The 26,102-nt window shown below is 68.8% G+C and carries 25 protein-coding genes; 10 read left to right on the plus strand and 15 right to left on the minus strand.

Features of this window, described 5'->3' with window-relative positions:
- Positions 1–7: 7 nt before the first annotated feature.
- From ACCO44_RS09665 to sdhC, 5 genes are all read right to left on the minus strand, one after another.
- Complete coding sequence (locus ACCO44_RS09665; protein WP_029262560.1) at positions 8–1,216, minus strand: YihY/virulence factor BrkB family protein; 1,209 nt, start codon at positions 1,214–1,216, stop codon at positions 8–10.
- Between the two features lie 144 nt (positions 1,217–1,360).
- On the minus strand, positions 1,361–2,128 hold the full coding sequence (locus tag ACCO44_RS09670; protein ID WP_105710885.1) for a succinate dehydrogenase iron-sulfur subunit: 768 nt from the start codon (positions 2,126–2,128) through the stop codon (positions 1,361–1,363).
- Positions 2,129–2,130: 2 nt separating this feature from the next.
- Entirely contained in the window at positions 2,131–3,957 is a 1,827-nt protein-coding gene (gene sdhA, locus ACCO44_RS09675) for a succinate dehydrogenase flavoprotein subunit (protein ID WP_029262558.1), read from the minus strand.
- A gap of 18 nt (positions 3,958–3,975) precedes the next feature.
- Positions 3,976–4,422, minus strand: coding sequence for a succinate dehydrogenase hydrophobic membrane anchor subunit (locus ACCO44_RS09680; RefSeq protein WP_091030821.1), 447 nt, complete (start codon positions 4,420–4,422; stop codon positions 3,976–3,978).
- Positions 4,422–4,856, minus strand: a complete 435-nt coding sequence (gene sdhC, locus ACCO44_RS09685; RefSeq protein WP_105710884.1) for a succinate dehydrogenase, cytochrome b556 subunit — start codon at positions 4,854–4,856, stop codon at positions 4,422–4,424. Before sdhC ends, ACCO44_RS09680 begins: the two co-directional genes overlap by 1 nt.
- Before the next feature lie 179 nt (positions 4,857–5,035).
- Here sdhC and ACCO44_RS09690 point away from each other — a divergent pair, with 179 nt between their 5' ends.
- From ACCO44_RS09690 to ACCO44_RS09735, 10 genes are all read left to right on the plus strand, one after another.
- Positions 5,036–6,151: a mannose-1-phosphate guanylyltransferase gene (locus ACCO44_RS09690; protein WP_029262556.1), complete on the plus strand. Its 1,116-nt coding sequence runs from the start codon at positions 5,036–5,038 to the stop codon at positions 6,149–6,151.
- 160 nt (positions 6,152–6,311) lie between these two features.
- On the plus strand, positions 6,312–7,424 hold the full coding sequence (locus tag ACCO44_RS09695; RefSeq protein WP_029262555.1) for a BMP family protein: 1,113 nt from the start codon (positions 6,312–6,314) through the stop codon (positions 7,422–7,424).
- Between the two features lie 120 nt (positions 7,425–7,544).
- The gene (locus ACCO44_RS09700; protein ID WP_372466433.1) at positions 7,545–9,059 is read left to right on the plus strand and encodes an ABC transporter ATP-binding protein; all 1,515 of its coding nucleotides are present in this window, start codon (positions 7,545–7,547) and stop codon (positions 9,057–9,059) included.
- Positions 9,056–10,375 carry an ABC transporter permease gene (locus tag ACCO44_RS09705; protein WP_029262553.1) on the plus strand — a complete coding sequence of 440 codons (1,320 nt, stop codon included), beginning with the start codon at positions 9,056–9,058 and terminating at the stop codon, positions 10,373–10,375. Before ACCO44_RS09700 ends, ACCO44_RS09705 begins: the two co-directional genes overlap by 4 nt.
- Positions 10,375–11,658, plus strand: a complete 1,284-nt coding sequence (locus ACCO44_RS09710) for an ABC transporter permease (protein ID WP_372469392.1) — start codon at positions 10,375–10,377, stop codon at positions 11,656–11,658. The genes ACCO44_RS09705 and ACCO44_RS09710 overlap by 1 nt, the downstream gene beginning before the upstream one ends.
- Positions 11,659–11,683: 25 nt before the next feature.
- On the plus strand, positions 11,684–12,082 hold the full coding sequence (locus ACCO44_RS09715) for a cytidine deaminase (protein ID WP_029262551.1): 399 nt from the start codon (positions 11,684–11,686) through the stop codon (positions 12,080–12,082).
- Positions 12,079–13,371, plus strand: coding sequence for a thymidine phosphorylase (locus ACCO44_RS09720; RefSeq protein WP_029262550.1), 1,293 nt, complete (start codon positions 12,079–12,081; stop codon positions 13,369–13,371). Before ACCO44_RS09715 ends, ACCO44_RS09720 begins: the two co-directional genes overlap by 4 nt.
- A 50-nt stretch (positions 13,372–13,421) precedes the next feature.
- Positions 13,422–14,537, plus strand: coding sequence for an adenosine deaminase (locus tag ACCO44_RS09725; protein WP_029262549.1), 1,116 nt, complete (start codon positions 13,422–13,424; stop codon positions 14,535–14,537).
- A 56-nt stretch (positions 14,538–14,593) separates the two neighbouring features.
- Entirely contained in the window at positions 14,594–15,655 is a 1,062-nt protein-coding gene (locus ACCO44_RS09730; protein ID WP_372466434.1) for a polysaccharide deacetylase family protein, read from the plus strand.
- 26 nt (positions 15,656–15,681) lie between these two features.
- Positions 15,682–16,545, plus strand: coding sequence for a carbohydrate kinase family protein (locus ACCO44_RS09735; RefSeq protein WP_372466435.1), 864 nt, complete (start codon positions 15,682–15,684; stop codon positions 16,543–16,545).
- Positions 16,546–16,548: 3 nt separating this feature from the next.
- On the opposite strand, the gene ACCO44_RS09740 is transcribed toward ACCO44_RS09735, so the two are convergent.
- From ACCO44_RS09740 to ACCO44_RS09785, 10 genes are all read right to left on the minus strand, one after another.
- The gene (locus ACCO44_RS09740) at positions 16,549–17,295 is read right to left on the minus strand and encodes an alpha/beta hydrolase (RefSeq protein ID WP_372466436.1); all 747 of its coding nucleotides are present in this window, start codon (positions 17,293–17,295) and stop codon (positions 16,549–16,551) included.
- A 9-nt stretch (positions 17,296–17,304) separates the two neighbouring features.
- Positions 17,305–18,270: an SDR family oxidoreductase gene (locus ACCO44_RS09745; protein WP_372466437.1), complete on the minus strand. Its 966-nt coding sequence runs from the start codon at positions 18,268–18,270 to the stop codon at positions 17,305–17,307.
- Positions 18,270–19,220: a bile acid:sodium symporter family protein gene (locus tag ACCO44_RS09750; protein WP_372466438.1), complete on the minus strand. Its 951-nt coding sequence runs from the start codon at positions 19,218–19,220 to the stop codon at positions 18,270–18,272. The genes ACCO44_RS09745 and ACCO44_RS09750 overlap by 1 nt, the downstream gene beginning before the upstream one ends.
- Positions 19,217–20,509, minus strand: a complete 1,293-nt coding sequence (locus tag ACCO44_RS09755; protein ID WP_372466439.1) for a flavin-containing monooxygenase — start codon at positions 20,507–20,509, stop codon at positions 19,217–19,219. Before ACCO44_RS09755 ends, ACCO44_RS09750 begins: the two co-directional genes overlap by 4 nt.
- A gap of 85 nt (positions 20,510–20,594) precedes the next feature.
- On the minus strand, positions 20,595–21,752 hold the full coding sequence (locus ACCO44_RS09760) for a mannitol-1-phosphate 5-dehydrogenase (RefSeq protein WP_372466440.1): 1,158 nt from the start codon (positions 21,750–21,752) through the stop codon (positions 20,595–20,597).
- Entirely contained in the window at positions 21,749–22,183 is a 435-nt protein-coding gene (locus tag ACCO44_RS09765) for a PTS sugar transporter subunit IIA (RefSeq protein WP_372466441.1), read from the minus strand. The genes ACCO44_RS09760 and ACCO44_RS09765 overlap by 4 nt, the downstream gene beginning before the upstream one ends.
- Positions 22,180–23,808 (minus strand): PTS mannitol transporter subunit IICB, encoded by a 1,629-nt coding sequence (locus ACCO44_RS09770; protein ID WP_105710874.1) that lies wholly within the window; start codon positions 23,806–23,808, stop codon positions 22,180–22,182. Before ACCO44_RS09770 ends, ACCO44_RS09765 begins: the two co-directional genes overlap by 4 nt.
- Positions 23,805–25,496, minus strand: coding sequence for a phosphoenolpyruvate--protein phosphotransferase (ptsP, locus tag ACCO44_RS09775; RefSeq protein WP_372466442.1), 1,692 nt, complete (start codon positions 25,494–25,496; stop codon positions 23,805–23,807). The genes ACCO44_RS09770 and ptsP overlap by 4 nt, the downstream gene beginning before the upstream one ends.
- The gene (locus ACCO44_RS09780) at positions 25,493–25,774 is read right to left on the minus strand and encodes an HPr family phosphocarrier protein (RefSeq protein ID WP_105710872.1); all 282 of its coding nucleotides are present in this window, start codon (positions 25,772–25,774) and stop codon (positions 25,493–25,495) included. The genes ptsP and ACCO44_RS09780 overlap by 4 nt, the downstream gene beginning before the upstream one ends.
- On the minus strand, positions 25,771–26,088 hold the full coding sequence (locus tag ACCO44_RS09785; RefSeq protein WP_372466443.1) for a PTS sugar transporter subunit IIB: 318 nt from the start codon (positions 26,086–26,088) through the stop codon (positions 25,771–25,773). The genes ACCO44_RS09780 and ACCO44_RS09785 overlap by 4 nt, the downstream gene beginning before the upstream one ends.
- Positions 26,089–26,102 lie beyond the last annotated feature (14 nt).

The raw sequence follows: 26,102 nt of genomic DNA on the forward strand, positions 1-26,102 counted from the left end.
CACAAGCCTAACGAGCGCCGCCGACATCCCGATCCGGCCGGTGCAGGTCGGCGATGAGTCGCTGCGCGAAGGGGGTGGGGGAATCCACGGGCGGGGGAGGGGACGCCTCGAGAGCCGCGAGCTCGTTCTCCGCGGCGCGCAGCGCTCGTCCCGCCGTCCATGCCTGGAACCACGGGGCGGCGTCGCGGGCCTCGCGAGCCTCTCGCACACGGATCCGTGCCGCGGTGAGCAGGGTCTCGTACTCGATCAGGCGGCGCTCCGCCTCGGTCTGCTCCAGCAGGGGCTGATCCCGGTCCTGCGCGGCGACCGCGATCCACGACGAGGCCACCAGCATCACGACGCCGTTGACGCGGAACCACAGCAGGAGGCCGATGAAGATGGCGAAGGTCGCGAGCAGCGGATTCGACGGGGTATAGCTCAAAAGGAAACCGGCTCCGTACTGGAGAACGGTCATCGCGCCGCCGCCGAGAAGGGCACCGGGCCAGATGGTCCGCCACTGCAGGGACGTCCCTGTGAGGAAGCGGACCATGGCGGCCAGCGCCGTCGACATGATGGCGAACGACACGATGACGGTCGCGATGCGGATGCCGAGGTTCAGCCCGTCCGAGCCGGAATCCCAGCCCAGCAGACTGAGGAGCCAACTCAACACGGCGGCGCTGGCGGAGCTGAGGAGGGAGCCGACGATCAACGAGACGCCGAAGATCAGTGCGGCGAGCAGGTCCCGGGCCTTCAGGATGACGTAGCTGCGCCGGTCCGGAGGAAGGCCGAAGATGTCCCTGGTCGCTCGCCGCGAGAACGTCACCCAGCCGATGGCCGTCCAGATGACGGTTCCGAGGGCGATCAGGCCGGTGATACCCAGGACGTTGGCGGTGCTCGCGGCGACGTCCTGCACCTGTTCCGGCGTGAAGACGCCCCCCTCGGGGAGGATCAGGTTGGGGATGTACCTGTTGATCATGTCGATCAGACCGTTGACGGCTTCTTCGCTGCCGCCGAGCCAGAGCCCGGCGATGGCGAAGGCGAGGTAGATCGCCGCGAAGATCGCGAAGAGCGCCTGATAGCTCACGCCCGCAGCGAGCAGGAACCCGTTGCGCTGCAGGAAGTGTCGCCAGACGCGGACGGGAAACAGGCCGAGAGTGCGCTGCGTGAGTGCGGTCGCGCGCTCGACGGCCGCATCGAGGCGACCGGGCTCGGCCGCGGAGCCATCGGGTTCAGACACGTCCCCACCCTATCCAAGGGCCGCGCGAGGCGAGAGCAGCCGGGGACGTGAGAACAGCCGGAGACGCGTGAACAGGCGGAGACACGAGAACAGGCGGCCCCGGAAGGGAACCGCCTGTTCTCGGATGATGGCCTGCGGGGCGCGTCAGGGACGGCCGCGAAGAACCGCCTGCTTGACCTCGGCGATGGCCTTGGTGACCTCGATGCCGCGCGGGCAGGCCTCGGAGCAGTTGAAGGTCGTGCGGCAGCGCCATACGCCTTCCTTGTCGTTGAGGATGTCCAGACGCACGGCCGCGTTGTCGTCGCGGGAGTCGAAGATGAAGCGGTGCGCGTTCACGATCGCGGCAGGGCCGAAGTACTGGCCGTCGGTCCAGAACACGGGGCAGGACGAGGTGCACGCGGCGCACAGGATGCACTTGGTGGTGTCGTCGAAGATCTCGCGGTCGGCGATCGTCTGGACGCGCTCCTTGCCCTTCTCCGGGACGGAGCTGGCGACGAGGAACGGCTGCACCTCGCGGTACGAGGCGAAGAACGGCTCCATGTCGACGACGAGGTCCTTCTCCAGCGGCAGGCCCTTGATGGCCTCGACGTAGATCGGCTTCGAGATGTCGAGGTCCTTGATCAGCGTCTTGCAGGCCAGGCGGTTCCGGCCGTTGATGCGCATGGCATCGGAGCCGCAGATACCGTGCGCGCAGGAGCGGCGGAAGGTCAGCGAGCCGTCGACCTCCCACTTGATCTTGTGCAGCGCGTCGAGGACACGATCGGTGGAGTACAGCTCCACGTCGTAGTCGACCCAGTGCGGCTCGGCATCGACCTCGGGGTCGAACCGGCGGATGTTGAACGTGACGATGAAGGACTGGATGCCGGTCTCTGCGGTCGTGTCCGCGGGTGCTTCGGCGATGGCGTTCGACATGCTCAGTACTTCCTCTCCATCGGCGGGTAGTTCAATTCGCCCTGATCGTTCTTCGTGAAGACGACGGGCTTCCAGTCGAGCTTGATGTGGTCGCTCGGGGTCGACGAGTGCGGGTCACCGGTGAGGTAGGCCATGGTGTGCTTCATGTACTTCTCGTCGTCGCGCGTCGGGAAGTCGTCGCGCATGTGGCCGCCGCGGCTCTCCTCGCGGTTCTGCGCGGCGTAGACCACGACCTCGGCGATGTCGAGAAGGAAGCCCAGCTCGACGGCCTCGAGCAGGTCGGTGTTGAACCGCTTGCCCTTGTCGTCGACGTGCACGTTCTTGTAGCGCTCACGCAGCTCGGCGATCACGCCCAGCACGTGCTGCAGCGAGTCGTGCGTGCGGAAGACCTGCGCGCCCTTGTCCATCTCGTCCTGCAGCGTCTTGCGCAGCACGGCGATGCGTTCGGTGCCCTGGTTGTTGCGCAGGTCCTCGAGCATGCCGGAGACGAAGCCGGCGGGGTTCTCGGGGAGGGGCACGAACTCGGCCGTCTTGACGTACTCCACGGCGTTGCGGCCGCTGCGCTTGCCGAACACGTTGATGTCGAGCAGGGAGTTGGTGCCGAGACGGTTGGCACCGTGCACCGAGACGCAGGCACACTCGCCGGCGGCGTACAGGCCGGGGACGATCGTGTCGTTGTCGGCCAGGACCTCGCCGTTGTTGTTGGTCGGGATGCCGCCCATGGCGTAGTGCGCCGTCGGCATCACCGGCACCGGCTCGACGACCGGGTCCACGCCCAGGTACGTGCGGGCGAACTCCGTGATGTCGGGCAGCTTGGTCTCGAGGACCTCGGCTCCCAGGTGCGTGCAATCCAGCAGCACGTAGTCCTTGTGCGGGCCGGCGCCGCGGCCTTCCGCGACCTCCTGCACCATGCAGCGCGCGACGATGTCACGCGGAGCGAGGTCCTTGATCGTCGGGGCGTAGCGCTCCATGAAGCGCTCTCCCGAGGCGTTGCGCAGGATCGCGCCCTCGCCTCGTGCGCCCTCGGTGAGGAGGATGCCGAGGCCGGCGAGCCCGGTCGGGTGGAACTGGAAGAACTCCAGGTCCTCGAGGGGGAGGCCCTTGCGCCAGACGATGCCGACGCCGTCGCCCGTGAGGGTGTGCGCGTTGGAGGTCGTCTTGAAGATCTTGCCGAAGCCGCCGGTCGCGAAGATCACGGCCTTGGCCTGGAACACGTGCAGCTCGCCGGTCGAGAGGTCGTACGCGACGACGCCCGAGACCTGGGTCTTGCCGTCGGCGTCCTTCACCGTCAGCAGGTCGAGCACGTAGAACTCGTTGAAGAAGTTGATGCCGAGCTTGACGCAGTTCTGGAAGAGCGTCTGCAGGATCATGTGGCCGGTGCGGTCTGCGGCGTAGCAGGCGCGGCGGACCGGGGTCTTGCCGTGTTCTGCGGTGTGCCCGCCGAAACGGCGCTGGTCGATCTTGCCCTCGGGCGTGCGGTTGAAGGGGAGGCCCATGTTCTCGAGGTCGATGACCGCCTCGATGGCCTCCTTCGCGAGGATCTCCGCCGCGTCCTGGTCGACGAGGTAGTCGCCGCCCTTGACGGTGTCGAAGGTATGCCACTCCCAGGAGTCCTCCTCGACGTTCGCGAGGGCTGCCGCCATGCCGCCCTGCGCCGCACCGGTGTGCGAGCGCGTGGGGTACAGCTTGGAGATCACGGCGGTCTTCGCCCCGGGGCCGGCCTCGATGGCCGCCCGCATCCCGGCGCCACCGGCGCCCACGATCACGATGTCGAACTGGTGGTAGTGCACGCCGTCACGGACGACGGAATCCTGCGTCTCGGTAGTCACTTCTTCTTAGCCTTCTTCTCAGTTCCCGACCAGTGCGGCGCATTCGCTCCACAGGACGCTGTCCTCGGTCGCACCCAGGCACGGGTCGAACGTGAAGACGACGAGCGTGCCCAGGATGATGAGCAGGCCGGCGGCGAGCCCGAGGGCCCAGGTGAGGGCCTTCCGGGCGGTGGTGTTCGTGACGTAGTCGTTCACGATCGTGCGCATGCCGTTGGCGCCGTGGATCAGTGCGAGCCACAGCATCAGCACGTCCCACCACTGCCAGAACGGCGTGGCGAACTTGCCGGCGATGAATGCGAAGTCGAGGGCGTGGATGCCCTCGCCGACCATGAGGTTGACGAAGAGGTGGCCGAAGATCAGCACCACGAGCACGACGCCCGAGGCGCGCATGAAGACCCAGCCCCACTTCTCGAGGTTGACTCCGCGCCGGCGGCGAGCCGGGGCTGCGATGGTCTGCGCGGTCATCAGTGTCCCCCTCCGAATCCGGCGAACGCGAGCATCAGGTGGCGGGGCACGAAGCCGGCCATGATGATGCCCCAGACCAGCAGCACGCCCCAGAAGAGCTGACGCTGGTACTTGGCGCCCTTCGACCAGAAGTCGACGGCGATGATTCGCAGTCCGTTCATCGCGTGGAACACGATGCCGGCCACGAGCACGACCTCGCCGAACGCCATGATGGGGTTCTTGTACGTGCCGATCACGGCGTTGTACGCCTCCGGCGAGACCCTGATCAGTGCCGTGTCGAGCACGTGCACCAACAGGAAGAAGAAGATGGCGACTCCGGTGATGCGGTGAAGCACCCACGACCACATGCCTTCGCGGCCCCGATAGAGGGTGCCGCGGGGGGTCTTGGACGTGGTTTCCGAAATCGACGGTGTCAAGCGAGCGCTCGTGGACACGGTCGTCCTCCCTGATCGATGTGCGTCGGTCGCATGCGCTGCTCTCGTTCAAGTGTGAGCCTGTCGAAGTCAGGCACGCCCGATCGCTGTCCATCCTATTCCTGTCAGAAGACTGGGAGCGACGAAGGGGAGCCTAAGTATCTCGATGTCGAGAGGTCTCCTCGGGCTACCCTGGCAGGGTGAGCGCACCCATCAAGGATTTCTACGCAGTGATTCCCGCCGGCGGCATCGGCAGCCGGCTCTGGCCGCTCTCCCGGGCGGACGCGCCCAAGTTCCTGCACGACCTCACGGGTTCCGGGCATTCGCTGCTCCGCGACACCTGGGACCGCCTGGAACCGCTCAGCGGATCCGACCGGATCGCCGTGGTCACCGGACGCGCGCACCGCGCCGCGGTCGAGGCCGAGCTGCCGGGCATCGCCGACCTCAACGTCTTCCTCGAGTCGGAGCCGCGGGAGTCGGCCGCCGCGATCGGCCTCGCCGCAGCCATCCTGCACCGACGCGAGCCCGACGTGATCATCGGCTCGTTCAGCGCGGACCATGTGATCCGCAGCACGCGCGTGTTCGAGTTCGCGGTGCGCGACGCCGTCGAGGTCGCCCGCGAGGGATACATCTGCACGATCGGCATCTCACCCACCGAGCCGGCGATCGGCTTCGGCTACATCAAGAAGGGCCCGGAGCTCGTGGTCGACGGCGCGCGCGAGGCCGCGCTCGTGGAGAGCTTCGTCGAGAAGCCCGACCTGGAGACGGCGAAGGAGTACCTCGCCGATCGCGACTACCTGTGGAACGCCGGCATGTTCATCGCGAAGGCGAGCGTGCTGTTGGACGAGCTCGCCGCGAACGAGCCCGAGCTGCACGCCGGGCTCCTCGAACTCGCCGAGGCCTGGGACGACCGCGAGCTGCGCGGACCTGCGGTCGACCGCATCTGGCCGCGCCTGAAGAAGATCGCCATCGACTACGCGGTCGCGGAGCCCGCCGCCCGCCGCGGACGGCTCGCGGTGGTCCCCGGCCATTTCGACTGGGATGACGTGGGTGACTTCGCCTCGCTGACCAAGCTCATCAACAACGGACGCAAGAACGACCTCGCCGTCCTCGGGCCGAATGCCCGGGTGCTGACCGACGGCGCGAGCGGGATCCTCGTCAGTCAGACGTCTCGGGTGATCAGCCTGGTGGGCGTCCAGGACATCGTCGTCGTGGACACCCCCGACGCGCTCCTGGTCACCACGGTCGAGCACGCGCAGCGCGTGAAGGGCGTGGTCGAGTCCCTCAAGCTCACCGGCCGCGGAGACGTGCTCTGAACCCTGCGCCGATGAGCAGGCGCTTACGCTCATCGGGTGGCTTGATTTCAGCTTTGTAACCTTTGGCCAGCGCATCCGCCGCGTACGTGCGCAAAAGGCGAAACAGTAGGTAACTTTGATCGATCCGCGATGGCCGCGGTTTCGTTGAGGGAGGCATCAGTTGACCATCTCCACCACCAAGAAGCTGCTCGGCGCGACGGTCGCCGCGGGCGTCATCTTCGCGCTCGCCGGCTGCGGTCAGGCACCGACCGACAAGCCCGCGGGCTCCGAGAAGCCGGTCGACTCCGACTTCCTTCCCTGCCTCATCTCCGACGCGGGCGGCTGGAACGACAAGTCGTTCAACCAGTCGGCCAAGGAGGGCATGGACAGCGCGGCTGACGAGCTCGGCATCAAGCCCCTCGAGTTCGAGTCCGCGAACGACAACGACTACGCGCCGAACCTCGAGACCGCGGTCTCCGAAGGCTGCTCGCTCATCGTCGCCGTCGGCTTCAAGCTCTCCGCAGCCACGGTCGAGTCCGCGCTCGCGAACCCCGAGATCGACTACGCGATCATCGACGACTACGCCGACAACGACTTCGACGGCACCACCGATGCCCCGAACATCAAGCCCCTCGTCTTCGACACCGCGCAGGCGGCCTACCTCGGCGGCTACGCCGCGGCAGCCTGGTCCGCGCAGAGCGGCGTGAACAAGGTCGGCACCTTCGGCGGCATGCAGATCCCGTCGGTCGCCGTGTTCATGGACGGCTACCAGCTCGGCGTCGACAAGTACAACGAGGACAAGTCGGCTGCGGTCGAGGTCTTCGGGTGGGACGCCGCGACGCAGAAGGGCTCGTTCACGGGTGGCTTCGACGCGAACGACACCGCCAAGCAGACCGCACAGGGCGTGCTCGACCAGGGCGTCGACGTGATCCTCCCGGTCGGCGGTCCCGTCTACCAGAGCGCTGCTGCGGCGATCACCGACAGCGGCAAGGACACGCTGATGCTCGGCGTCGACAGCGACCTGGCCGTGGCCGACCCGAACGTGGCCGGCATGACGCTGGTCTCGATCATGAAGGCGATCGACGTCGCCGTGCATGACGCCACCGTCGCGGCCGCCGCCGGCGAGTTCGACGCAGCGCCGTACGTCGGCACGCTCGAGAACGAGGGCGTCAAGCTCTCCGGCTTCGGCGACTTCGAGGGCGAGCTGCCCGACGGCCTGCTCGACGAGCTGGCCGAGCTGCAGAAGCAGATCATCGCCGGTGACATCACGGTGGAGTCCGAGAACTCCCCGTAAGTCGATACCGGTCCAGCACGGGGCGAGTGGTGAGCAGTCTGCCACTCGCCCCGTGCCGTGGACGGACGATGATTCTCCTGGATGACTGTTCTGGATAACTCTTCTGGATAAGGTGCAGATATGAAGCTCGAACTTCGCGGCATCACCAAGCGATTCGGTAGCCTCGTGGCCAACGACCACATCGATCTGGTGGTCGAGCCGGGGGAGATCCATGCGCTCCTCGGCGAGAACGGCGCGGGCAAGTCCACGCTCATGAACGTCCTCTACGGCCTGTACCAGGCCGATGAGGGAGAGATCCTCCTCGATGACGGGGTGCAGCGCTTCCGCGGTCCTGGCGACGCGATGGCTGCGGGGATCGGGATGGTCCACCAGCACTTCATGCTCGTCCCGGTCTTCACCGTGGCCGAGAACGTGATGCTCGGTCACGAGCAGACCAAGGCGCTCGGCAGGCTCGACATCGCGAAGGCGCGAGAGCACGTGCGCTCGGTCGCCGCCCGCTTCGGATTCGACATCGACCCGGATGCGCTCGTGGGCGACCTGCCCGTCGGCGTGCAGCAGCGGGTCGAGATCATCAAGGCCCTGTCGCGCGACGCGAAGGTGCTCGTCTTCGACGAGCCGACCGCGGTGCTCACCCCGCAGGAGACCGACGAGCTGATGAACATCATGCGTCAGCTGCGCGACGAGGGCACGGCGATCGTGTTCATCACGCACAAGCTGCGCGAGGTGCGCGAGGTGGCCGACAAGATCACCATCATCCGTCTGGGCAAGGTCGTCGGCGAGGCGTCTCCCACCGCGACGAACGCGGAGCTCGCCTCCCTCATGGTCGGTCGCGCGGTCGAGCTGACCGTGCACAAGGACCCGCCCCGCCTGGGCGAGGGCGGTTTCGAAGTCAAGGGACTGCGCGTCCTCACCGCCACGGGCGCGATCGTCGTCGACGGCGTCGACCTCGCCGTCCGTCCCGGCGAGGTCCTCGCGATCGCCGGTGTGCAGGGCAACGGCCAGACCGAACTGGTGGAGGCCATCGTCGGCCTCGCCGCCCGCGTCGAAGGCAGCATCGTGCTCGACGGGAAGGAACTCGTCGGCAAGAGCGTGCGCGCCATCCTCGACGCCGGCGTCGGCTTCGTCCCCGAGGACCGCACGGAGGACGGGCTGGTCGCCGGCTTCTCCGTCGCGGAGAACCTCATCCTCGACCGCTCGGACGACCCGGCGTTCAGCCGCGCCGGCACGCTGCGCCGTTCGGCTCTCGACGAGTTCGCCCGTGCGCGCATCACCGAGTACGACATCCGCACGCAGGGGCCGGAGACGCCGGCGGGCACGCTGTCGGGCGGCAACCAGCAGAAGGTCGTCATCGCCCGGGAGATGAGCCGCGACCTGCGGCTCCTCGTCGCCGCGCAGCCGACCCGTGGCGTGGACGTCGGCTCGATCGAGTTCATCCACAAGCGGATCATCGAGACGCGCGATGCGGGCATCCCCGTGATCGTCGTCTCCACGGAGCTCGACGAGGTCGCGGCTCTCGCCGACCGGATCGCGGTCATGTACCGCGGCACGATCGTCGGCATCGTCCCCGGAGACACGCCTCGGGAGACACTCGGACTCATGATGGCCGGAGCGGCCGAAGGGGAGGTGGCCGCGTGAGCGGAGCGACGCCCGGCGCAGGAGATGTGACCAAGGGGATCCCGCCGCAGGAGCTCGCCACGAGCACCGGCACCGTCCCGCGCGACCCCTCCGACGTGCCGCCGCCTCCGCGCGGAAACCTCATCCTCAAGGAGATCCTCCGCGGCAACGCCGTCACGACGATCCTCGCGATCGTCCTGGCACTGATCGTGGGCGGCATCCTCATCGCCTTCACGAACGAAGACGTGCAGACGGCCTCGGTGTACTTCTTCGCGCAGCCGGGCGACACGTTCGTCGCCGCCTGGAACGCCGTGTACAATGGCTACGAGGCGCTGTTCCGCGGAGCGATCTTCAACGCCCGCGGCGCGGACTTCGCAGCCCAGATCCGCCCGCTGACGAACACCCTCGGCTTCGCGGCTCCGCTGATCGCGGCCGGCCTCGGTGTCGCTCTGGCATTCCGCGTCGGCCTGTTCAACATCGGTGCCCGTGGGCAGATGCTCATCGGTGTCGCCGTCGCGGCGCTGCTGACCTTCTCGCTCGATCTGCCGATCTGGCTGCACATCCCGGTGACGCTGATCGCCGGTATCGCCGGCGGTGCTCTCTGGGGCGCCATCGCGGGGCTCATCAAGGCGCGCACCGGTGCGCACGAGGTGATCCTCACGATCATGCTCAACTACATCGCGTACTACCTGCTGCTGTGGATGATCCGCACGCCGGGCCTGCTGCAGAAGCCGGGCACCAACCAGGCACTCGGCTCGGCGACGCCGCAGAGCGCGCAGTTCCCGACCCTGCTCGGTCCGCAGTTCCCGCTGCTCGATCTCGGCTTCGTGATCGTGATCGTCGCGACGCTGTTCGTCTGGTGGCTGATCGAGCGCTCGTCGCTCGGCATGCGGATGCGCGCGGTGGGGGAGAACCCCCATGCGGCACGCGCCGCCGGCATCAGCGTGCAGCGCATCTACGTCTACGCGATGCTGTTCGCCGGAGGCCTGGCGGGTCTCGCCGGCATGAACCAGATCCAGGGCGCCGTCACCACCGGCGTGACCGAGACGATCGACGCCGGCATCGGCTTCGACGCGATCACGGTCGCGCTCCTCGGCCGCAGCCGTGCGTGGGGCACGTTCGCCGCCGGCATCCTGTTCGGGGCGCTCAAGGCGGGCTCGTTCTCGATGCAGGCGCAGGACATCCCGGTCGACATCGTGCTCGTGGTGCAGTCGCTCGTGGTGCTGTTCATCGCGGCGCCGCCGCTGCTGCGGACGGTGTTCTTCCTTCCGAAGACCGATGCGGAGAAGGCTGCCAAGGCAAGAGCCAAGGCCGCGAAGAAGGCGGTGATGGCATGATGTCCCTCGTTCAGACCCAGGCCGCCGACGGCACGGTGCAGCTCGCGACGGTCAAGGAGCGGCACCTCAAAGCGCCGATCGTCCTCGCCGCAGCGACCGCGCTGCTGGCGCTGCTGTTCCTCGCGGTGCCGCGCTCGGGCACCAGCACGTTCCGCCTCTCCGACCAGTCCTCGGCCCTCTCGCTGCCCGACGTGGCATTGCCGACCGCCTCGACCTTCTGGGTCGTGTTCGGCATCCTGGTGGTCCTGACCGTCGGTGCCTTCCTCCGGGCATGGACCTACCGCAAGCCCTCGCTGTGGCTGGTCGTGGCCTACGGGGTGCTCGCCGTCTTCGCATTCCTCGTCTGGGCATCCGCCGGGGGACTCGTGCCGGTCACCAGCCTGCTGTTCGGAGCGGTGTCGCTGTCGGTACCGCTCGTGTTCGGTGCTCTGGGCGGCGTCATCGGCGAACGCGCCGGTGTCGTGAACGTCGCGATCGAGGGTCAGCTCCTGCTCGGTGCCTTCTCCGCCGCTCTGCTCTCGAGCATCACCGGCAACCCGTTCGTCGGTCTGATCGGGGCGATGGTGGGCGGCGTGCTGGTCGCCAGCGTGCTGGCCGCGTTCGCGATCAAGTACCTCGTCGAGCAGGTCATCGTCGGTGTCGTGCTCAACGTCCTCGTCACGGGTCTCACCGGCTTCCTCTACGGCGCACTCCTCGCACCGAACGAGATGACCTTGAACACCCCCGTCCGGTTCCCGCGCGTCGAGATCCCGGTGCTCAGCGACATCCCGATCATCGGGCCCGTCCTGTTCAACCAGACGTTCATCGGATACCTGATGTTCATCACCGTCGCCGTGGTCGCGTGGGGGCTGTACCGCACCCGCTGGGGTCTGCGGCTCCGTGCCGTGGGTGAGCACCCGCAGGCCGCGGACACCGTCGGCATCAAGGTGAACCCGACCCGATTCTGGAACGTGCTGCTCGCGGGGGCGATCGCCGGCATGGGTGGTGCGTACTTCACGCTCGTCTCGGTGCCGCAGTTCGGCAAGGACATGACGGCGGGACTCGGCTTCATCGCCCTCGCCGCCGTGATCTTCGGCCGCTGGGACCCGATCCGTGCCACGCTCGCCGCGCTGCTGTTCGGCTTCGCGACCAACCTGCAGAACCTGCTGTCGATCCTGAAGACGCCGATCCCGGGTGAGTTCATGCTCATGCTGCCGTACCTGGTCACGCTGCTCGCCGTGGCCGGATTCGCCGGGCAGATCAAGGCGCCCGCCGCCGACGGCAAGCCCTACATAAAGTCCTAGCCGGTCGGAAGAGGAAAGCATCGCAATGACAGACATCGACTGGGATGAACTGCGCCAGGTCGCCACGGATGCCATGACGAAGGCGTACGCGCCGTATTCGCGTTATCGCGTGGGAGCGGCGGCCCTCGTCGGTGACGGCCGCATCGTCGCCGGCTGCAACGTCGAGAACGCCTCCTACGGCGTGACCCTGTGCGCCGAGTGCGCCCTCGTCGGCGATCTGCACATGTCGGGCGGCGGCCAGCTCGTTGCCTTCGTGTGCGTGAACAACGACGGACAGACGATCATGCCGTGCGGACGCTGCCGGCAGCTGCTGTTCGAGCACGCGATGCCGGGCATGCTGCTGGAGACCGTCTCCGGCATCCGCACGATCGACGAGGTGCTGCCCGACGCGTTCGGGCCGCGCGACCTGGAGGAAGCACGATGACTGTTGAGCCCTTCGACGCGGTGGACGTGATCCGCGCCAAGCGCGACGGCGGTGCGGTCCCCGAGGCGGCGCTGCGGTGGATGATCGACGCGTACACCCGCGGCTACGTCTCCGACGCGCAGATGGCCTCGTTCGCGATGGCGATCTTCCAGCGCGGGATGGAGCGCGATGAGATCCGCGTACTGACCGACGCGATGATCGCATCGGGGGAGCGGATGAGCTTCGCCTCGCTCGGCAAGAAGACCGTCGACAAGCATTCCACCGGCGGCGTCGGCGACAAGATCACCCTGCCGCTCGCCCCGCTGGTCGCGTCGTTCGGCGTCGCCGTCCCGCAGCTCAGCGGTCGCGGACTCGGCCACACCGGCGGCACGCTCGACAAGCTCGAGTCGATCCCCGGCTGGCGCGCCGCCCTCAGCAACGAGGAGATGTTCGCGCAGATGCAGGGCGATGTCGGCGCGGTCATCTGCGCCGCGGGTTCGGGTCTCGCGCCCGCCGACAAGAAGCTGTACGCCCTCCGTGACGTCACCGGCACGGTCGAGGCGATCCCGCTGATCGCGTCGAGCATCATGTCGAAGAAGATCGCCGAGGGCACCGACGCGCTCGTGCTCGACGTGAAGTTCGGCTCCGGCGCTTTCATGCAGGACATCGACCGCGCCCGCGAACTCGCGCGCACGATGGTCGCGCTCGGTACCGACTCCGGCGTGGCCACGACCGCGCTCCTCACCGACATGAACGTGCCGCTCGGACTCGCGATCGGCAACGCCAACGAGGTCCGCGAATCCGTCGAGATCCTCGCCGGCGGCGGCCCCGCCGATGTCCGCGAGCTGACCCTCGCCCTGGCACGGGAGATGCTCGCCCTCGCCGGACAGCCGGATGCCGACGTGGAAGCCGCGCTCGACGACGGCCGCGCGATGGACACCTGGAAGGCGATGATCCGCGCCCAGGACGGCGACCCCGATGCGGCGCTGCCGACCGCACGGGAGACGCACGTCGTGACTGCCCCGGCCGACGGGGTGATGACGCGCATGGACGCGCTGCCGTTCGGTATCGCCGCCTGGCGGCTCGGAGCCGGTCGCGCCAGGGCCGAGGATCCGGTGATCTTCGAGGCGGGGATCGACCTGCACGCCAAGCCCGGTGACCGCGTCGTCGCGGGGCAGCCGCTGTTCACCCTCTCCGCTGCCGACGACGCACGCTTCGGCCGGGCTCTCGATGCTCTCGAGGGCTCGTGGGAGATCGGCGACGAGGCTCCGGCGGCCGGTCCCATCGTGCGCGAGCGCATCACGGCGTGACTCGCGACCGCTAGCCTGAACTGAGCACATCCGCGACCGAGAGGATCACCATGTCGATCGATGCGAACGGCGACGTCACGCTGCAGGGCGTCTCCCTGCGGAGCCTCCCGAAGGTGTCGCTGCACGACCACCTCGACGGCGCTCTGCGCCCCTCGACGATCCTCGAGCTCGCGGACTCCATCGGCCTCGAGGTCCCGGAATCCACGCCCGCAGCCCTCGGGAAGTGGTTCGCGAAGCAGAGCGATTCCGGTTCGCTGGTCGAGTACCTCAAGACGTTCGACCTGACCACCGCCGTGATGCAGACCCAGGAAGGGCTCACCCGCGTCGCGCGCGAGTTCGTCCAGGATCTCGCGGCCGACGGCGTGGTCTACGGCGAGGTTCGCTGGGCTCCGGAGCAGCATCAGGCGCAGGGCCTCACGCTCGAGCAGACCGTCGAAGCCGTGCAGCAGGGCATCGAGGAGGGCGAGGACGCGGCGGATCGCGACGGTCGCAGCATCCGCGTCGGCCAGCTCATCACGGCGATGCGCCACACCGACCGGGCACGCGAGATCGCGGAGCTCGCGGTCGCCTTCCGCGGTCGTGGCGCCGTCGGCTTCGACATCGCCGGCCCGGAAGACGGCTTCCCGCCGTCGAACCACCGCGCGGCGTTCGACTACCTCGCCGACAACTTCTTCCCGGTGACCGTGCACGCGGGTGAGGCCGCAGGGCTCGCGTCCATCCGCTCGGCGCTGATCGACGGTCGCGCGCTGCGCCTCGGCCACGGCGTGCGCATCGCCGAAGACCTCCAGGTCGTCACGCAGGAGGGCGACGAGGTGCAGGTGCAGTTCGGCGACCTGGCCCGTTGGGTGCGCGACCGCGAGATCCCGCTCGAGCTGTCGCCGTCGTCGAACCTGCAGACCGGTGCGATCGCCGCGTGGGGCGACACCCTGGCCGACCATCCGTTCGATCTGCTGTACCAGCTCGGGTTCTCGGTGACGGTGAACGTCGACAACCGCACGATGAGCGCCACCTCGCTGACCCGCGAGCTCGCCCTGCTCGTCGAGACCTTCGAGTACGACCTCGACGATCTCGAGACGTTCCAGTTCAATGCGGCTGCGGCCGCGTTCCTCCCCGTCGAGGAGCGGGAGGAGCTCGTCGAGTTGATCGCCGAGGGATTCGACATCTGACCGTGGCCTCCGGGGGGAGACGGCGCGGGGGCGTCGCGGGAATCATCATCGCTGCGGTGATCGTCGTCGTGGGCGGTGGCTTCGCGGCATACGTCTGGCTGAACCATGCACCGGCCGAGGCCGAAGCGAAGCCGACACGGACACCGACTCCGGTCGAGACCGTGGTCCCGCTGACACCGGCGGAGCAGCTCATCGCGGATGCCGATGATCCGCTCGCCTGCGCGGTGACGTTCACGGGCGAAGGGGTTCCGGCCGACCCCCAGCTGCAGCGGCAGGACGGTCTGTACCAGGCGCTCCCGATCCCGGCACTCGCCGGTCGTGTGTTCGCCGGCTGGTACGCGACGGCGGCGGATGCCGCGGCCTACACCGTCGCCGCACGGGTGAACGGCGCGGACCCCGTCGTCTGCGACCAGCAGCAGGTCGAGCTCTTCGCCGCCTGGAAGACGCCGGAGCAGAACGCGGCCGAGGGCGTGCAGGTCCCGATCCTCATGTACCACCAGTTCACGGCGAATCCCGAGGGGGAGTCCGGCTGGCTGCGCGGCAACTACGCCTACATCGGCGACTTCGACGCGCACATGAACCACATCGCGACGACGGGCTTCTACCTGCCCACCTGGGACGAGCTGAGCGCCTTCATCGACGGTCGGCTCTCGCTGCCCGCGCGGAGCGTGATCATCACGGATGACGATGCCGACCAGACCTGGTTCGACCTCGGGGCCCCCGTCGTGGCGAAGCACAAGCTGCTCGCGACGTCGTTCATGGTGACCGCCTACCGCTCCGACCCGCCGCCGTCGATCCACGTACTGCGCCGCTCGCACACGCACGACATGCACAAGGCGGGCGATAACGGTGACGGGCTGATGGTGAACGGGACCGCGGATCAGATCGCCGCCGACCTCAACCTCTCCGGCGACACTCTGGGCGTTCGCGAGGTCATCGCCTATCCGTTCGGGCACTACAACGACACCGCCAAGCAGGGCGTCCGGCAGGCCGGCTACGAGATGGCACGGACGATCGAACCCGGGTTCGTCACCATCGGCACCGACAAGCTCGCCCTCCCCGTGGTGCGCATCGACTACGGTATGGGCCTGGACGCCCTGGTGTCGCGCATCGGCTGACGGTGTCGAAGCGGCAGGATGGTCGCATGCCCGACTCCGTCTTCATCGCCGGTCCCGCCTCGTGGAACACGATCGTCGTTCTCGACCGGCTTCCCGAGCCGGTGCCCCACATGCAGTTCGCCGAGGAGACGTGGGCGACCGTCGGCGGCACGAGTGCCGGAAAGGCGCTGAGCCTCACCGGGCTCGGGCGTGCGACGCAGCTCTATGCCCTCGCCGGACCCGACGAGGAGGGCGGCCGCGTGCGTGCGGCCCTCGATGGTGCGAGGGTGCGAGTGCGCTGGGGTCAAGGAGCCACCGAGCGGCATCTGAACCTCATGACCCGCGCGGGAGCCCGGGTCTCGCTCTACCTGTCGTCGCCGGAGGCGACCGCGGGCGAGGACGATGCCTGGGTGCGCGAGCGGATGGGGGAGGCGGCGGTGATCGTGCTCGACCTCGCCGCCGAACCGCTGCGGCTCCTGCCGATGGCGCGCGAGACCGGAGTCCCGATCTGGGTCGACGTGCACGACTACGACGGTGAGGCCGAGTTCCACCGCCCGTTCCTGGCGGCGGCGGACGCGGTGTTCTGCAATGCGGATCGCCTCCCGGACCCGGTCGCATTCCTGCACTCCCGCATCGCCGCCGGTGCCTCACTCGCCGTGTGCACGCTCGGGGCCGAGGGCGCAGTGGCCGTGGATGCGGAGGGGGTCGAGTATCGGGTGGCGGCCGTGCCCGTCGAGGTCATCGACACGAACGGTGCGGGCGACGCTTTCCTCGCGGGCGTGCTCGACGCGCGCCTGGACGGCGCGGGAGTCGGCGCGGCACTCGAGGTGGGCGCCCGGACAGCCGCTACCGTCCTCCGTTCGCGACACCTGCATCCGCTGTTGGATGCGGTCATCGACGCGGGGGAGTGAGTCTCAGGGCGCGACCGGCGCGAGGAACTCCTCGGTGAGTCGCGTGACCTCGTCGTGCATCTCGTCCGTCGAGATCGTCGGGGTGCCGTCGCCGTCCTGCGGGCCGTAATCCCCGAAAGATGCGTGCGATGCGCCGTCGATCTCCACCATCTCGGCGTCAGCGGGCAGCAGGTCGCGCGCGTCTGCGATCTTCTCCGGAGTGGAGAGGCCGTCTTCGCCGCCCGAGATGCTGAGGACCGGAAGGCCGCTGTCCGACACGTCGGTCGCGCAGTACGAGCCGAACAGCACCAGCGCGTCGGCATCCGCTGCGAGCTGGCAGGCACGGACGCCCCCGAGCGAGTGCCCGCCGACACCCCAGACATCGATATCCGGGGCGACCGAGGTGAAAGCGTCGAGTCCGCGCGGGTCGAAGAAGGCCAGGTTCAGCCAGGGGCGGGTGATCACGACCGTGGTTCCCTCCTCGGCGAGCCCCTGGAGGATGGCCGCGTAGGCCCACGGGTCGACCTTGGCGCCGGGGATGAAGACCAGGCCGAGATCCGAGTCGCCGTCGGCGGGGGCGAGCACGATGCCCTCGTCCGCGTCGGTGACGGTGATCGCGGGGTTCTCCCGTACGCTCGCGAGCGGCTCCGGCTCGGCGGCCATGACACCGATCTGCGTGTACGCGAGGACGCCGACCACCGCCAGCACCAGCACGATCGCGAGACTCCACAGCACACGTTTCAGGACCCGGCGGCCACGCTTCTTCTGCACGGATCAACGCTACCCCGCGTCACCACGCTTCCGGGCGACGGCCGGGTGCGTGCGGAGATACTCCTCGAAGGCCTCCCGCGTCGTGCGGCGCGGGGTGTAGCCGAACTCCTCCTTCAGCCGACGGTTCGCCAGCACCGGGCGGTACCGGAGGAACGGGACCTTCTCCGGTCCGTGTGGGGTGAGGCGCAGCGTCCGTCCGATCCGCAGTGCCGTCGACAGCGCCCACGCGGGCAGCACGAGCTGCGGCTTGCCGAGACGAGCGGCGATCTCCGGCACCGTCATCCGCCCGTCACCCGCGACGTTGAAGATGCCGGCCGGGCCGTCGGTCGCCGCCCGCACCATCGCGGCCGCCACGTCGTCGACCCAGACGAAGACGAAGGGCGACTCCGAGCCGGCGATGCGAAGGATCCGCCGCACGTCCCAGAGCGCGGTGATCTGGTTGCGCACGGTCGGACCGAGGATCGTGCCGATGCGGAAGATCACCTGGTCGAGCTCGGGGTGGGTACGCCGGTGCTCGGCCAGCATCTCCTCGACCAGCCGCTTGTGCCGGGCGTACGGGAACGCGTCGTTGCCTCGAAGCGGCTGGTCCTCGTCGATCCACTCCGGGTTGTCGGAGTGATAGCCGTACGCGGCGCCCGAGCTGGAGACCACGATGCGGCGGACTCCCGCCTCGACGCACGCGGCGAGGACGTTGGCGGAACCGGTCACATCGACGCGGTACTCCAGATCGACGTCGTGGCCGGGATTCACGATCGCCGCGAGGTGCACGACCGTGTCGATGCGGTGCTGCCGCAGCACCGGGGCGATCGCCGCCGCATCCGTCACATCCAGCGCGGCATCGATGATGCCCGCGCGGGGTGCGCCCGCTCGCAGATCCGCGGCGACCACGATATCGACGTCGTCTCGCGCAGCGAGCGCCAGCGCCACGTGCGAGCCGAGGAAGCCGCTGCCGCCCGTGATCAGCACCCGGGGCATCAGGCGGCCTCGACGGTCGCGGGGCCGCTCGCGTCGCCGGTGCTCGATCCCGTGCGCTTCCTGGTATGCCGGGCCCAGAGTCCGGCCAGGACGAGGCCGGCGACGATGTCCCAGATGCCCCACCACCCGGCCACGATCGCCATGCCGCCGAGGCCGTCGAAGAACAGGAACACCAGGCCCAGCCCGAGGCCGGCGTTGCGGATGCCGACTTCGAAGGTCATGGCCTTGCGCTCGCGGGTGCCGAGCCCGCCCACCACAGCAGTGCCGTAGCCGAGCGCGAGCGCCACCGCGTCGTGCACCGCGACCACCAGCAGGATGATGCCGAGCACCTGCACGAACACCGCCCAGTTGCCGACGAGGGCGGCGATGATGAAGCCGAGCAGGGCGATCAGGCTGAACCACTTCACGAACGGCTGCACGCGGGCGCTGAACCGGGGTGCCTTCGCACGGAGGAGCAGGCCGAGGGCGAAGGGGAGACCGACGATGAGGAGGATCTCCAGGAGCATCCGCCACGGGTCGAGCGTGATGTCGCGCAGCAGAGTGCGAGCGGTCGGATGCAGCGAGGCCCAGAAGGTGATGCTCAGCGGCATCGCGACGATGTAGATGAGGTTCCCCACCGCGGTGAGCGACACCGAGAGGGCGACGTTGCCCCCGGCGCGATGCGTCAGCACCTGGGAGATGTTCCCCGGCGGGCAGCAGGCCACGAGCAGCATCCCGAGCGCCATCGACGGCGGCACGGGGAGCACGAGCGTCAGCAGGAACGTCGCGATCGGCAGCAGGAGCAGCTGGGCGAGGATCGCGATCGCGAACGGCTTCGGATGCTTCGCCACGACGCGGAAGTCGCTCGGTGAGGTGTCCAGCGCGATGCCGAACATGATGAGGCCGAGGACCACGTTGAGGATCGTCAGCGTGCCGGGCGTGAACGAGAGGACGACGTCGTCGACGTTCATGCCGCGGCCTCCAGTGCACTCTTCTCGCGCCGCACGGCGCCCCGGTAGGCGTCTTTGTTGACGTAGTACGCCATCCGGTCGAGGCCCAGGTAGTGATAGCCGCCCGTGACATCGGGCCACGCCGTTCCCGTGACCCGGTCGCGGAAGCGGGCGGCGCGGGTGGGATCGGTCTCCACCGCGTCGAGGTAGGCGGCGAGCAGCTCCGCCTGTTCGTAGCGACCCTGCCAGCCGATGCCGGACGCCTCGATCATGCCCATCACGTAGAGGCCGTTGAACGAGGCGGGGAAGACGTTCAGGAAGAGCCGTGGCGAGGCTCCCTGCCAGTGCAGGTGCTCCCGGTCGACGAACGGATAGTCCAGGGTGTAGCCGGTGGCGAGCAGCACGAGGTCGTACTCGTCGGCGCTGCCGCCGCGGAAGTGCACCGTCTGCCCGTCGAAGCGGTCGATGTCCGAGCGGATGCGCAGGTCGCCCTGGCCCAGGTGGTTGAGGATCAGGGTGTTCACGATCGGATGAGACTCGTAGATGCGGTAGTTCGGCTTCGGGAACCCGAACCGCACGGGGTCTCCCGTGAACGCCCGCAGGACGCGGCTGTCGACCGCCTGCTTGATGCGCGCCGGCAGCGGGCGGCCCTGGTTGAGGGTGTCGCTGGGCTTGCCGAACAGGTAGCGGGGCACGAAGTAGTACCCGCGTCGCACGCTCATGTCGACGGACACGGCGTGATGCACGGCATCCACAGCGATGTCGCAGCCCGAGTTCCCGGCGCCGATCAGCAGCACGCGCTTGCCGCGCAGCTGTTCCGGGGACTTGTACGCGCTGGTGTGCAGCAGTTCGCCCGAGAACTCCCCACGGAACGTCGGCACGTTCGGCTCGGCGAGGGTCCCGTTGGCGAGGACGACGCCGGCGTACCAGCGCGTGTCCGTGCCGTCGGGGCCCGAACTGGTCAGCTCCCAACCGCCGTCGCGAGGCTCGAGGCGGGTGACGCGCGTGTCGAACCGGAACAGGCCGGTGAGTGCGAAGTGGTCGGCGAAGTCGTCGAAGTACTCCTTCAGCACCCGGTGGCCGGGGTAGTCGACCCGCGAGCGCATCGGGAACTCGGCGAACTCCGTCGTGGTGCGCGAGGAGATCAGATGCGCGGACTCGTACATCGTGCTGCGGGGATTGGTGATGTCCCAGAGGCCGCCCACGCTGTGCGAGGCCTCGTAGCCGTCGACCACGATTCCGCGCTTCTGCAGCGCACGCGCCGCGGCCAACCCCGATGGACCCGCGCCGATCACGGCGTATCTGTTCATGCTGCTCCCCGCACGTCAGTGTGCTCGAAAAAACGCCCCGCTCACCGATCGTAATGGGTGGGCGGGGGCGTCGAGTTCCGCGAGGTCAGGCGGCTCCGAGGTGCTGCTGACGAGCGGCGACGGCTTCCCGGATGGCCGTGAACAGCGGATGCTCGGGGTCCAGGCCCGTGGTGCGGGCGGTGAAGGCGGCGGGCTCCTCCGTGCGCAGCAGCTGCTGGAGCTCCGCCGACTGCTCGTCGGCCGGATCGTCGAACTCCAGTGCTGCCGACACGGCCGCCACGAGAGCCACGGTCGGCAGGCCGCGCTCCGCAGCCATCGCCGCTGGTCCCACGAAGCGCTCGTGCCGCGAGATCTTGCGCAGCGGCTGCCGTCCCACGCGCTGCACCGTGTCGACGAGCGCAGGATTGCGGAACCGCTCGAGGATCGTGGCGCGATACGCCGCGAGGTCGGCGGGGTCGAGCCCGTGCTCGGCGACCAGTACAGCCGAGGTCTCCTCCAGCGCGGCCGAGACGCTCGCCGCGATGGCCGGGTCGGCCAAGGCATCCGAGATCCGTTCGATCCCTGCGCGGGCGCCGAAGTAGGCCGTCGCGGCGTGCCCCGTGTTCACCGTGAAGAGCTTGCGCTCGATGTACGGCGCCAGGTCGTCGACGAAGTGCGCGCCGGGGACGGCCGGCAGTGCCCCGCCGAATGGACCCGATTCGATCGCCCATTCGAAGTAGGGCTCGACCGTGACGTCGACCCCGCCGTCTGCAGGCTGTGCCGGCACGATGCGATCGACAGCCGTGTTCGCGAAGACCGCGCGGGGGAGCAGCACCTCGGCATCCGCTCCCGCCGCCGTCGCGATCTCCTGGCGGAGCAGGTCGGTGGCGCCGATCGCGTTCTCGCAAGCCATGACCTGCAGAGGCGCGGCATCGGGGGAACGGAGGGCGAGTCCGGCCACGATCGACGGCGCCACGAACCGCAGCACCGTCGGGCCGACCGCGGTCGTGACGACATCGGCCGTCGCGACCTCCTCCGCCACGGCGGCGGGATCGGTGCGGCTGTTGACGGCTCGGAAACCGGTGACGACATGGTCGGTCCCTCCGGGGCCGGCCTCGTGCACGGTGTACGAGTCGACCGCGTTGATCGCGTCCACCAGAGCATCGGCGACGTCGGAGAACACGACCTCGTATCCGCCCTGGCGGAGCAGCAGCCCGACGAAACCGCGCCCGATGTTGCCCGCCCCGAAGTGGACCGCCTTCATCCCTCGTTCACCTCCGAGAGGAGGGCGTAGAGCTCCTCCGGGGTCTGTGCTGCGGAGAGCCGGGCCACGTCGTCCTCCTCGGAGAACAGGATCGCGATCCGGGAGAGGATCTCCAGGTGCTCGTCACCGATCCCGGCGATGCCGATCACGAAGGTCGCGGAATCGCCTGCCCAGTCCACACCGCCGTCGTAGCGGACGACCGACAGGGCCGAGGCGAGGATGGCGTCCTTCGCGTCGTTGGTGCCGTGCGGGATCGCGAGACCGTTGCCCATGAACGTCGACACGGTCTCCTCGCGCTGCCGCATCGCGTCGACGTAGGCGGGGGTCACGGCTCCGGCGGCGACGAGGATGTCCGTGGCCTCCTGGAGCGCCTCGTCCCGCGTCGCCCCGCCGGGGTGGATGCGGACCTGCTCGGGGGTGAGAACGCTCATTCTGTGTCCTTTCGCTGTGCCCGCACCATCTCGACGACCTCTTCGTAGCGGGGCGAGTTCATGAAGTTGTCGACCGACACATGGACCGAGTTCGGCGACTTCGCCGTGGCGCGCTCGGTGAGCTGCTGCTGCGTGATCACCACGTCGGCCGTTCCATCGAGGTTCGCGATGGCCTGGTTGGTGACGTTCACGTCCTCGATGCCGGCCTTCTTGAGCTTGTTGCGGAGGACGCTGGCGCCCATCGCGGACGAGCCCATACCGGCGTCACACGCGAACACGATCCGCTCGATCGGTGCGGCGGCGACGGCGGTCGCGCTCGGCACCGCATCCGTCGCAGCGGGCGCGGCCGATGCCGTCGAGGTTCGCAGCGCATCCATCGCCGCGGACGACTTGCCCTTGTTCGCCTCGGTCTGTGCGATCGCGTCGCCGAAGGTGTCGCCCTCGGCCTCGAGGTCGCGCTTGTGGGAGGCCCGCAGGAACGCGGCTGTGAGCAGGAAGGTCACGGTCGCGGCCAGCACGACCGACAGGTAGACCACCAGCAGGTTCGCGAATCCGCCCGCAGCCGGTGCGACGGCCGCGGCGGTGACCGCGATGATGCTGCCCGGCGCCGCGGGGAAGGCGAGTCCGCCGTTCAGCAGCATGTTCGTCGTCACGCCGGTGGCCCCACCCGCGATGAGCGCGATGATGGTGATCGGCTTGCTCAGCGCATACGGGAAGTAGATCTCGTGGATGCCGCCGAAGAACTGGATGATCGCCGCTCCCGGAGCGGACGCCTTCGCCGCACCGACGCCGAAGAAGCTGAACGCCAGCAGCAGTCCGATGCCGGGGCCGGGGTTCGCCTCGATGAGGAACAGGATCGACTTGCCGGTCTCCTCGACCTGCTGGAGACCGAGGGGGGTGAACACTCCGTGGTTGATGGCGTTGTTGAGGAACAGCACCTTGGCCGGCTCGACGACGACCGAGAGCAGCGGCAGCAGCTGAGCGTCGACGAGCCAATCGACGACCTTGCCCAGGAAGGTGCTCACACCGAGGATCACCGGACCGAACACGAAGAAGCCGATGATCGCGAGCAGCATTCCGAGGATGCCGGCGGAGAAGTTGTTCACCAGCATCTCGAAGCCCGGGCGGATCTTCCCTTCCCACAGCTTGTCCATCTGCTTGGTGATCCAGGCCGCGAGCGGGCCCATGATCATGGCGCCGAGGAACATCGGGATGTTGGTGCCGACGATCACGCCCATCGTGGCGATGACGGCGACCACGCCGCCGCGCTCGCCGTAGATCATGCGTCCGCCGGTGTTGGCGATCAGCAGGGGCAGCAGGTACGTGACCATCGGCCCGACCAGGCCCACGTACTGCGGGAAGGTGGCGCCGTCCTCGGTCTGTGCCAGGGTCGTCATCGCACCCTCCCAGCCGACGAGATCGGCGTTGCCGAAGCCACCGAGCAGGTCGGAGACCGGGTGCCACCACCCGAGCCAGCCGACGGCGATGAAGAGCATCGTGATGAAGCCCCAGGCGATGAAGGCCGCGATGTTCGGCATGATCATGCCGGAGAGGAAGGTGCCGAAGCGCTGCACTCCTACGCGGAGGCCACCGGGTTTGGTGGCGGCAGGTGACGTCGTCGTCATGATGTCGTCTCTTTCTTGTGAAGGGGGAGTTCCGAGGCGAGCATCGCCACGGCGGTTCGGGCGGAGGAGGCATCGTCGGCGGCCAGGGCGGCCTCGGCGAGGCTCCGCGCCTCGGACGGGGTGCGTTCGGAGAGCGCGTGTCGCACATCGGCCAGTGCTGGGGGCGCCATCGAGAGACTCGTGGCGCCGAGACCGACCAGCACGACGGCGAGGAGCGGATCTGCGGCGGCCTCGCCGCAGATGCCGACCGGCTTGCCCAGGCGGGCACCGGCATCGCCGACCTCGCGCACCAGGCGGAGCACGGCCGGATGCCAGGGGTCCTGGAAACCGGCGACCGAGCCGAGCATCCGGTCGGCCGCCATGGTGTACTGCGTGAGGTCGTTCGTGCCGATCGAGGCGAAGTCGGCGTGCGCGAGCACGCGGTCGGCCAGCAGGGCGCTCGCCGGGATCTCGACCATGACACCTGCGGTCTGCAGTCCGTACTCGCGGGCGAGCCCCGTGAAGTAGATCGTCTCCTCGACGGTGGCCACCATCGGAGCCATCACCCACAGGTCGGCGTCGGTCTCGGCGTCGGCTTCGGCCAGGGCGGTCAACTGCTCGCGCAGGATGTCCTCGCTCGCGCGCAGCGCCCGGAGGCCCCGCAGCCCCAGCGCCGGGTTCTCCTCGTGCGCGTCGTTGAGGAACGCCAGCGGCTTGTCGGCGCCGGCATCGAGCATCCGGACCACGACCTTCTTGCCGGGAAAGGCCGCCAACAGCTCGCGGTACGACTCGCGTTGCTGGGCGATGGTCGGCGCCTGTGCCGAGGAGAGGAACAGGAACTCGGTGCGGAACAGCCCGACGCCCTCGGCCCCCCGAACGACCGCATCGGCCGCATCTGCGGGCTTCCCCAGGTTCGCGAGCAGCGCGACAGGTGTGCCGTCGGCGAGGGCGCCGGGAGTGGGAGGAGCGGTGTCGGCCGACTGGCGGGCAGCGGCGCGCTGAGCTGCGCGGTCCTTCTCGTCCTCCGTCGGTTCGCGGGTGACCACGCCGCTGGCGGCATCGACGATCACCGTCTCGCCCGTGACGAGCTGCGTCCCGTCCGCGACGCCGACGCCGACGATCGCGACGATACCCTTCTCCCTCGCGAGGATCGCGGTGTGGGAGGTCGGCCCGCCGTCGGTCGTGATCAGAGCGAGCACCTGATCCAGGTCCAGGAGTGCGGTGTCGGCCGGGGCGAGGTCGCGGGCGACCAGGACGAACGGGTGTCCCGGGTTCGGGACGCCGGGCGCATCGACGCCGCGCAGGTGCGCCAGGACGCGCTGCGCGATGTCGTCGAGATCGGCGGCGCGCTCGCCGAGGTACCCTCCGACGGCCTCGAGTGTGGCGCGGAAACCTGCGAACGCATCGTGCACCGCCCATTCGGCGGTCGCCCCGGCGTCGATCCGCTCGTCGACCTCCTCCTGGAGCGTCGGATCCTCGGCGATCATCGCCTGCGCTTCCAACACATCCTGTGCGGCACCGCCTGCCGCCTCACCGCGCTCGTTCAGTTCGCGGGCGACCGTCGCGACCGCCTCGCGTACTCGCGCGCGTTCGGTTTCGGCGCCCACCGTGCTCGGGGTGTTCTCCGGAGCCGGCATCGCCTCGGCCATGCGGACGACCGGTCCCTGGGCCACACCCAGACCGATGCCCACCCCGCGCAGCTCGCTCATCCGGCGGCGTCCTGGTCATGGTCGGTGGTGAGGAGCTCGGTGAGCGTGTCCAGCACGCCTTCGGCCCCGTCGCCGTCGGCCGTCAGGGTCACGTAGTCGCCGTACTCGATCGCGAGCGAGATCACGCCGAGGATGCTGGCGGCATTGACCGGTTTGCCCGAGTCCTTCGCGATCGTCACGGCGAGGCCCGAGTCCTTGGCCGCCTGTGCGAACAGCTTCGCGGGGCGGGCGTGCAGTCCGTGGGAGGAGCCGATCCGTACGGTGCGGGTGGCGGTCATGATGTTCCTTTCGGGGTGTCGCTGGCGGCGGCGAGGATCGATCGGGCGAAGTCGAGGGTGCGGGATCCGTCACGGTCGGAGAAGACGTCATCAGGAAGCACGGCGACGGGCGCTTCCACGCTGCGGCGCATCGCCTCGAGCCGGTCACCGAGATGCGGACCGACGAGGACGAGGTCGTGGTCGGAGCCGGCGACGGAACTCTCGGTGCCCGCCACGGCATCCCAGCCGAGACCGGCCGCTGTCGCCGCAGTGCGGAGCCGCAGTGCGACGAACGTGCTCGACGCGCCGGCGCCGCACACCACGAGGATCCTCATCGATTCCCACCTTC

The organism is Microbacterium maritypicum (assembly GCF_041529975.1).
GTDB lineage: Bacteria > Actinomycetota > Actinomycetes > Actinomycetales > Microbacteriaceae > Microbacterium.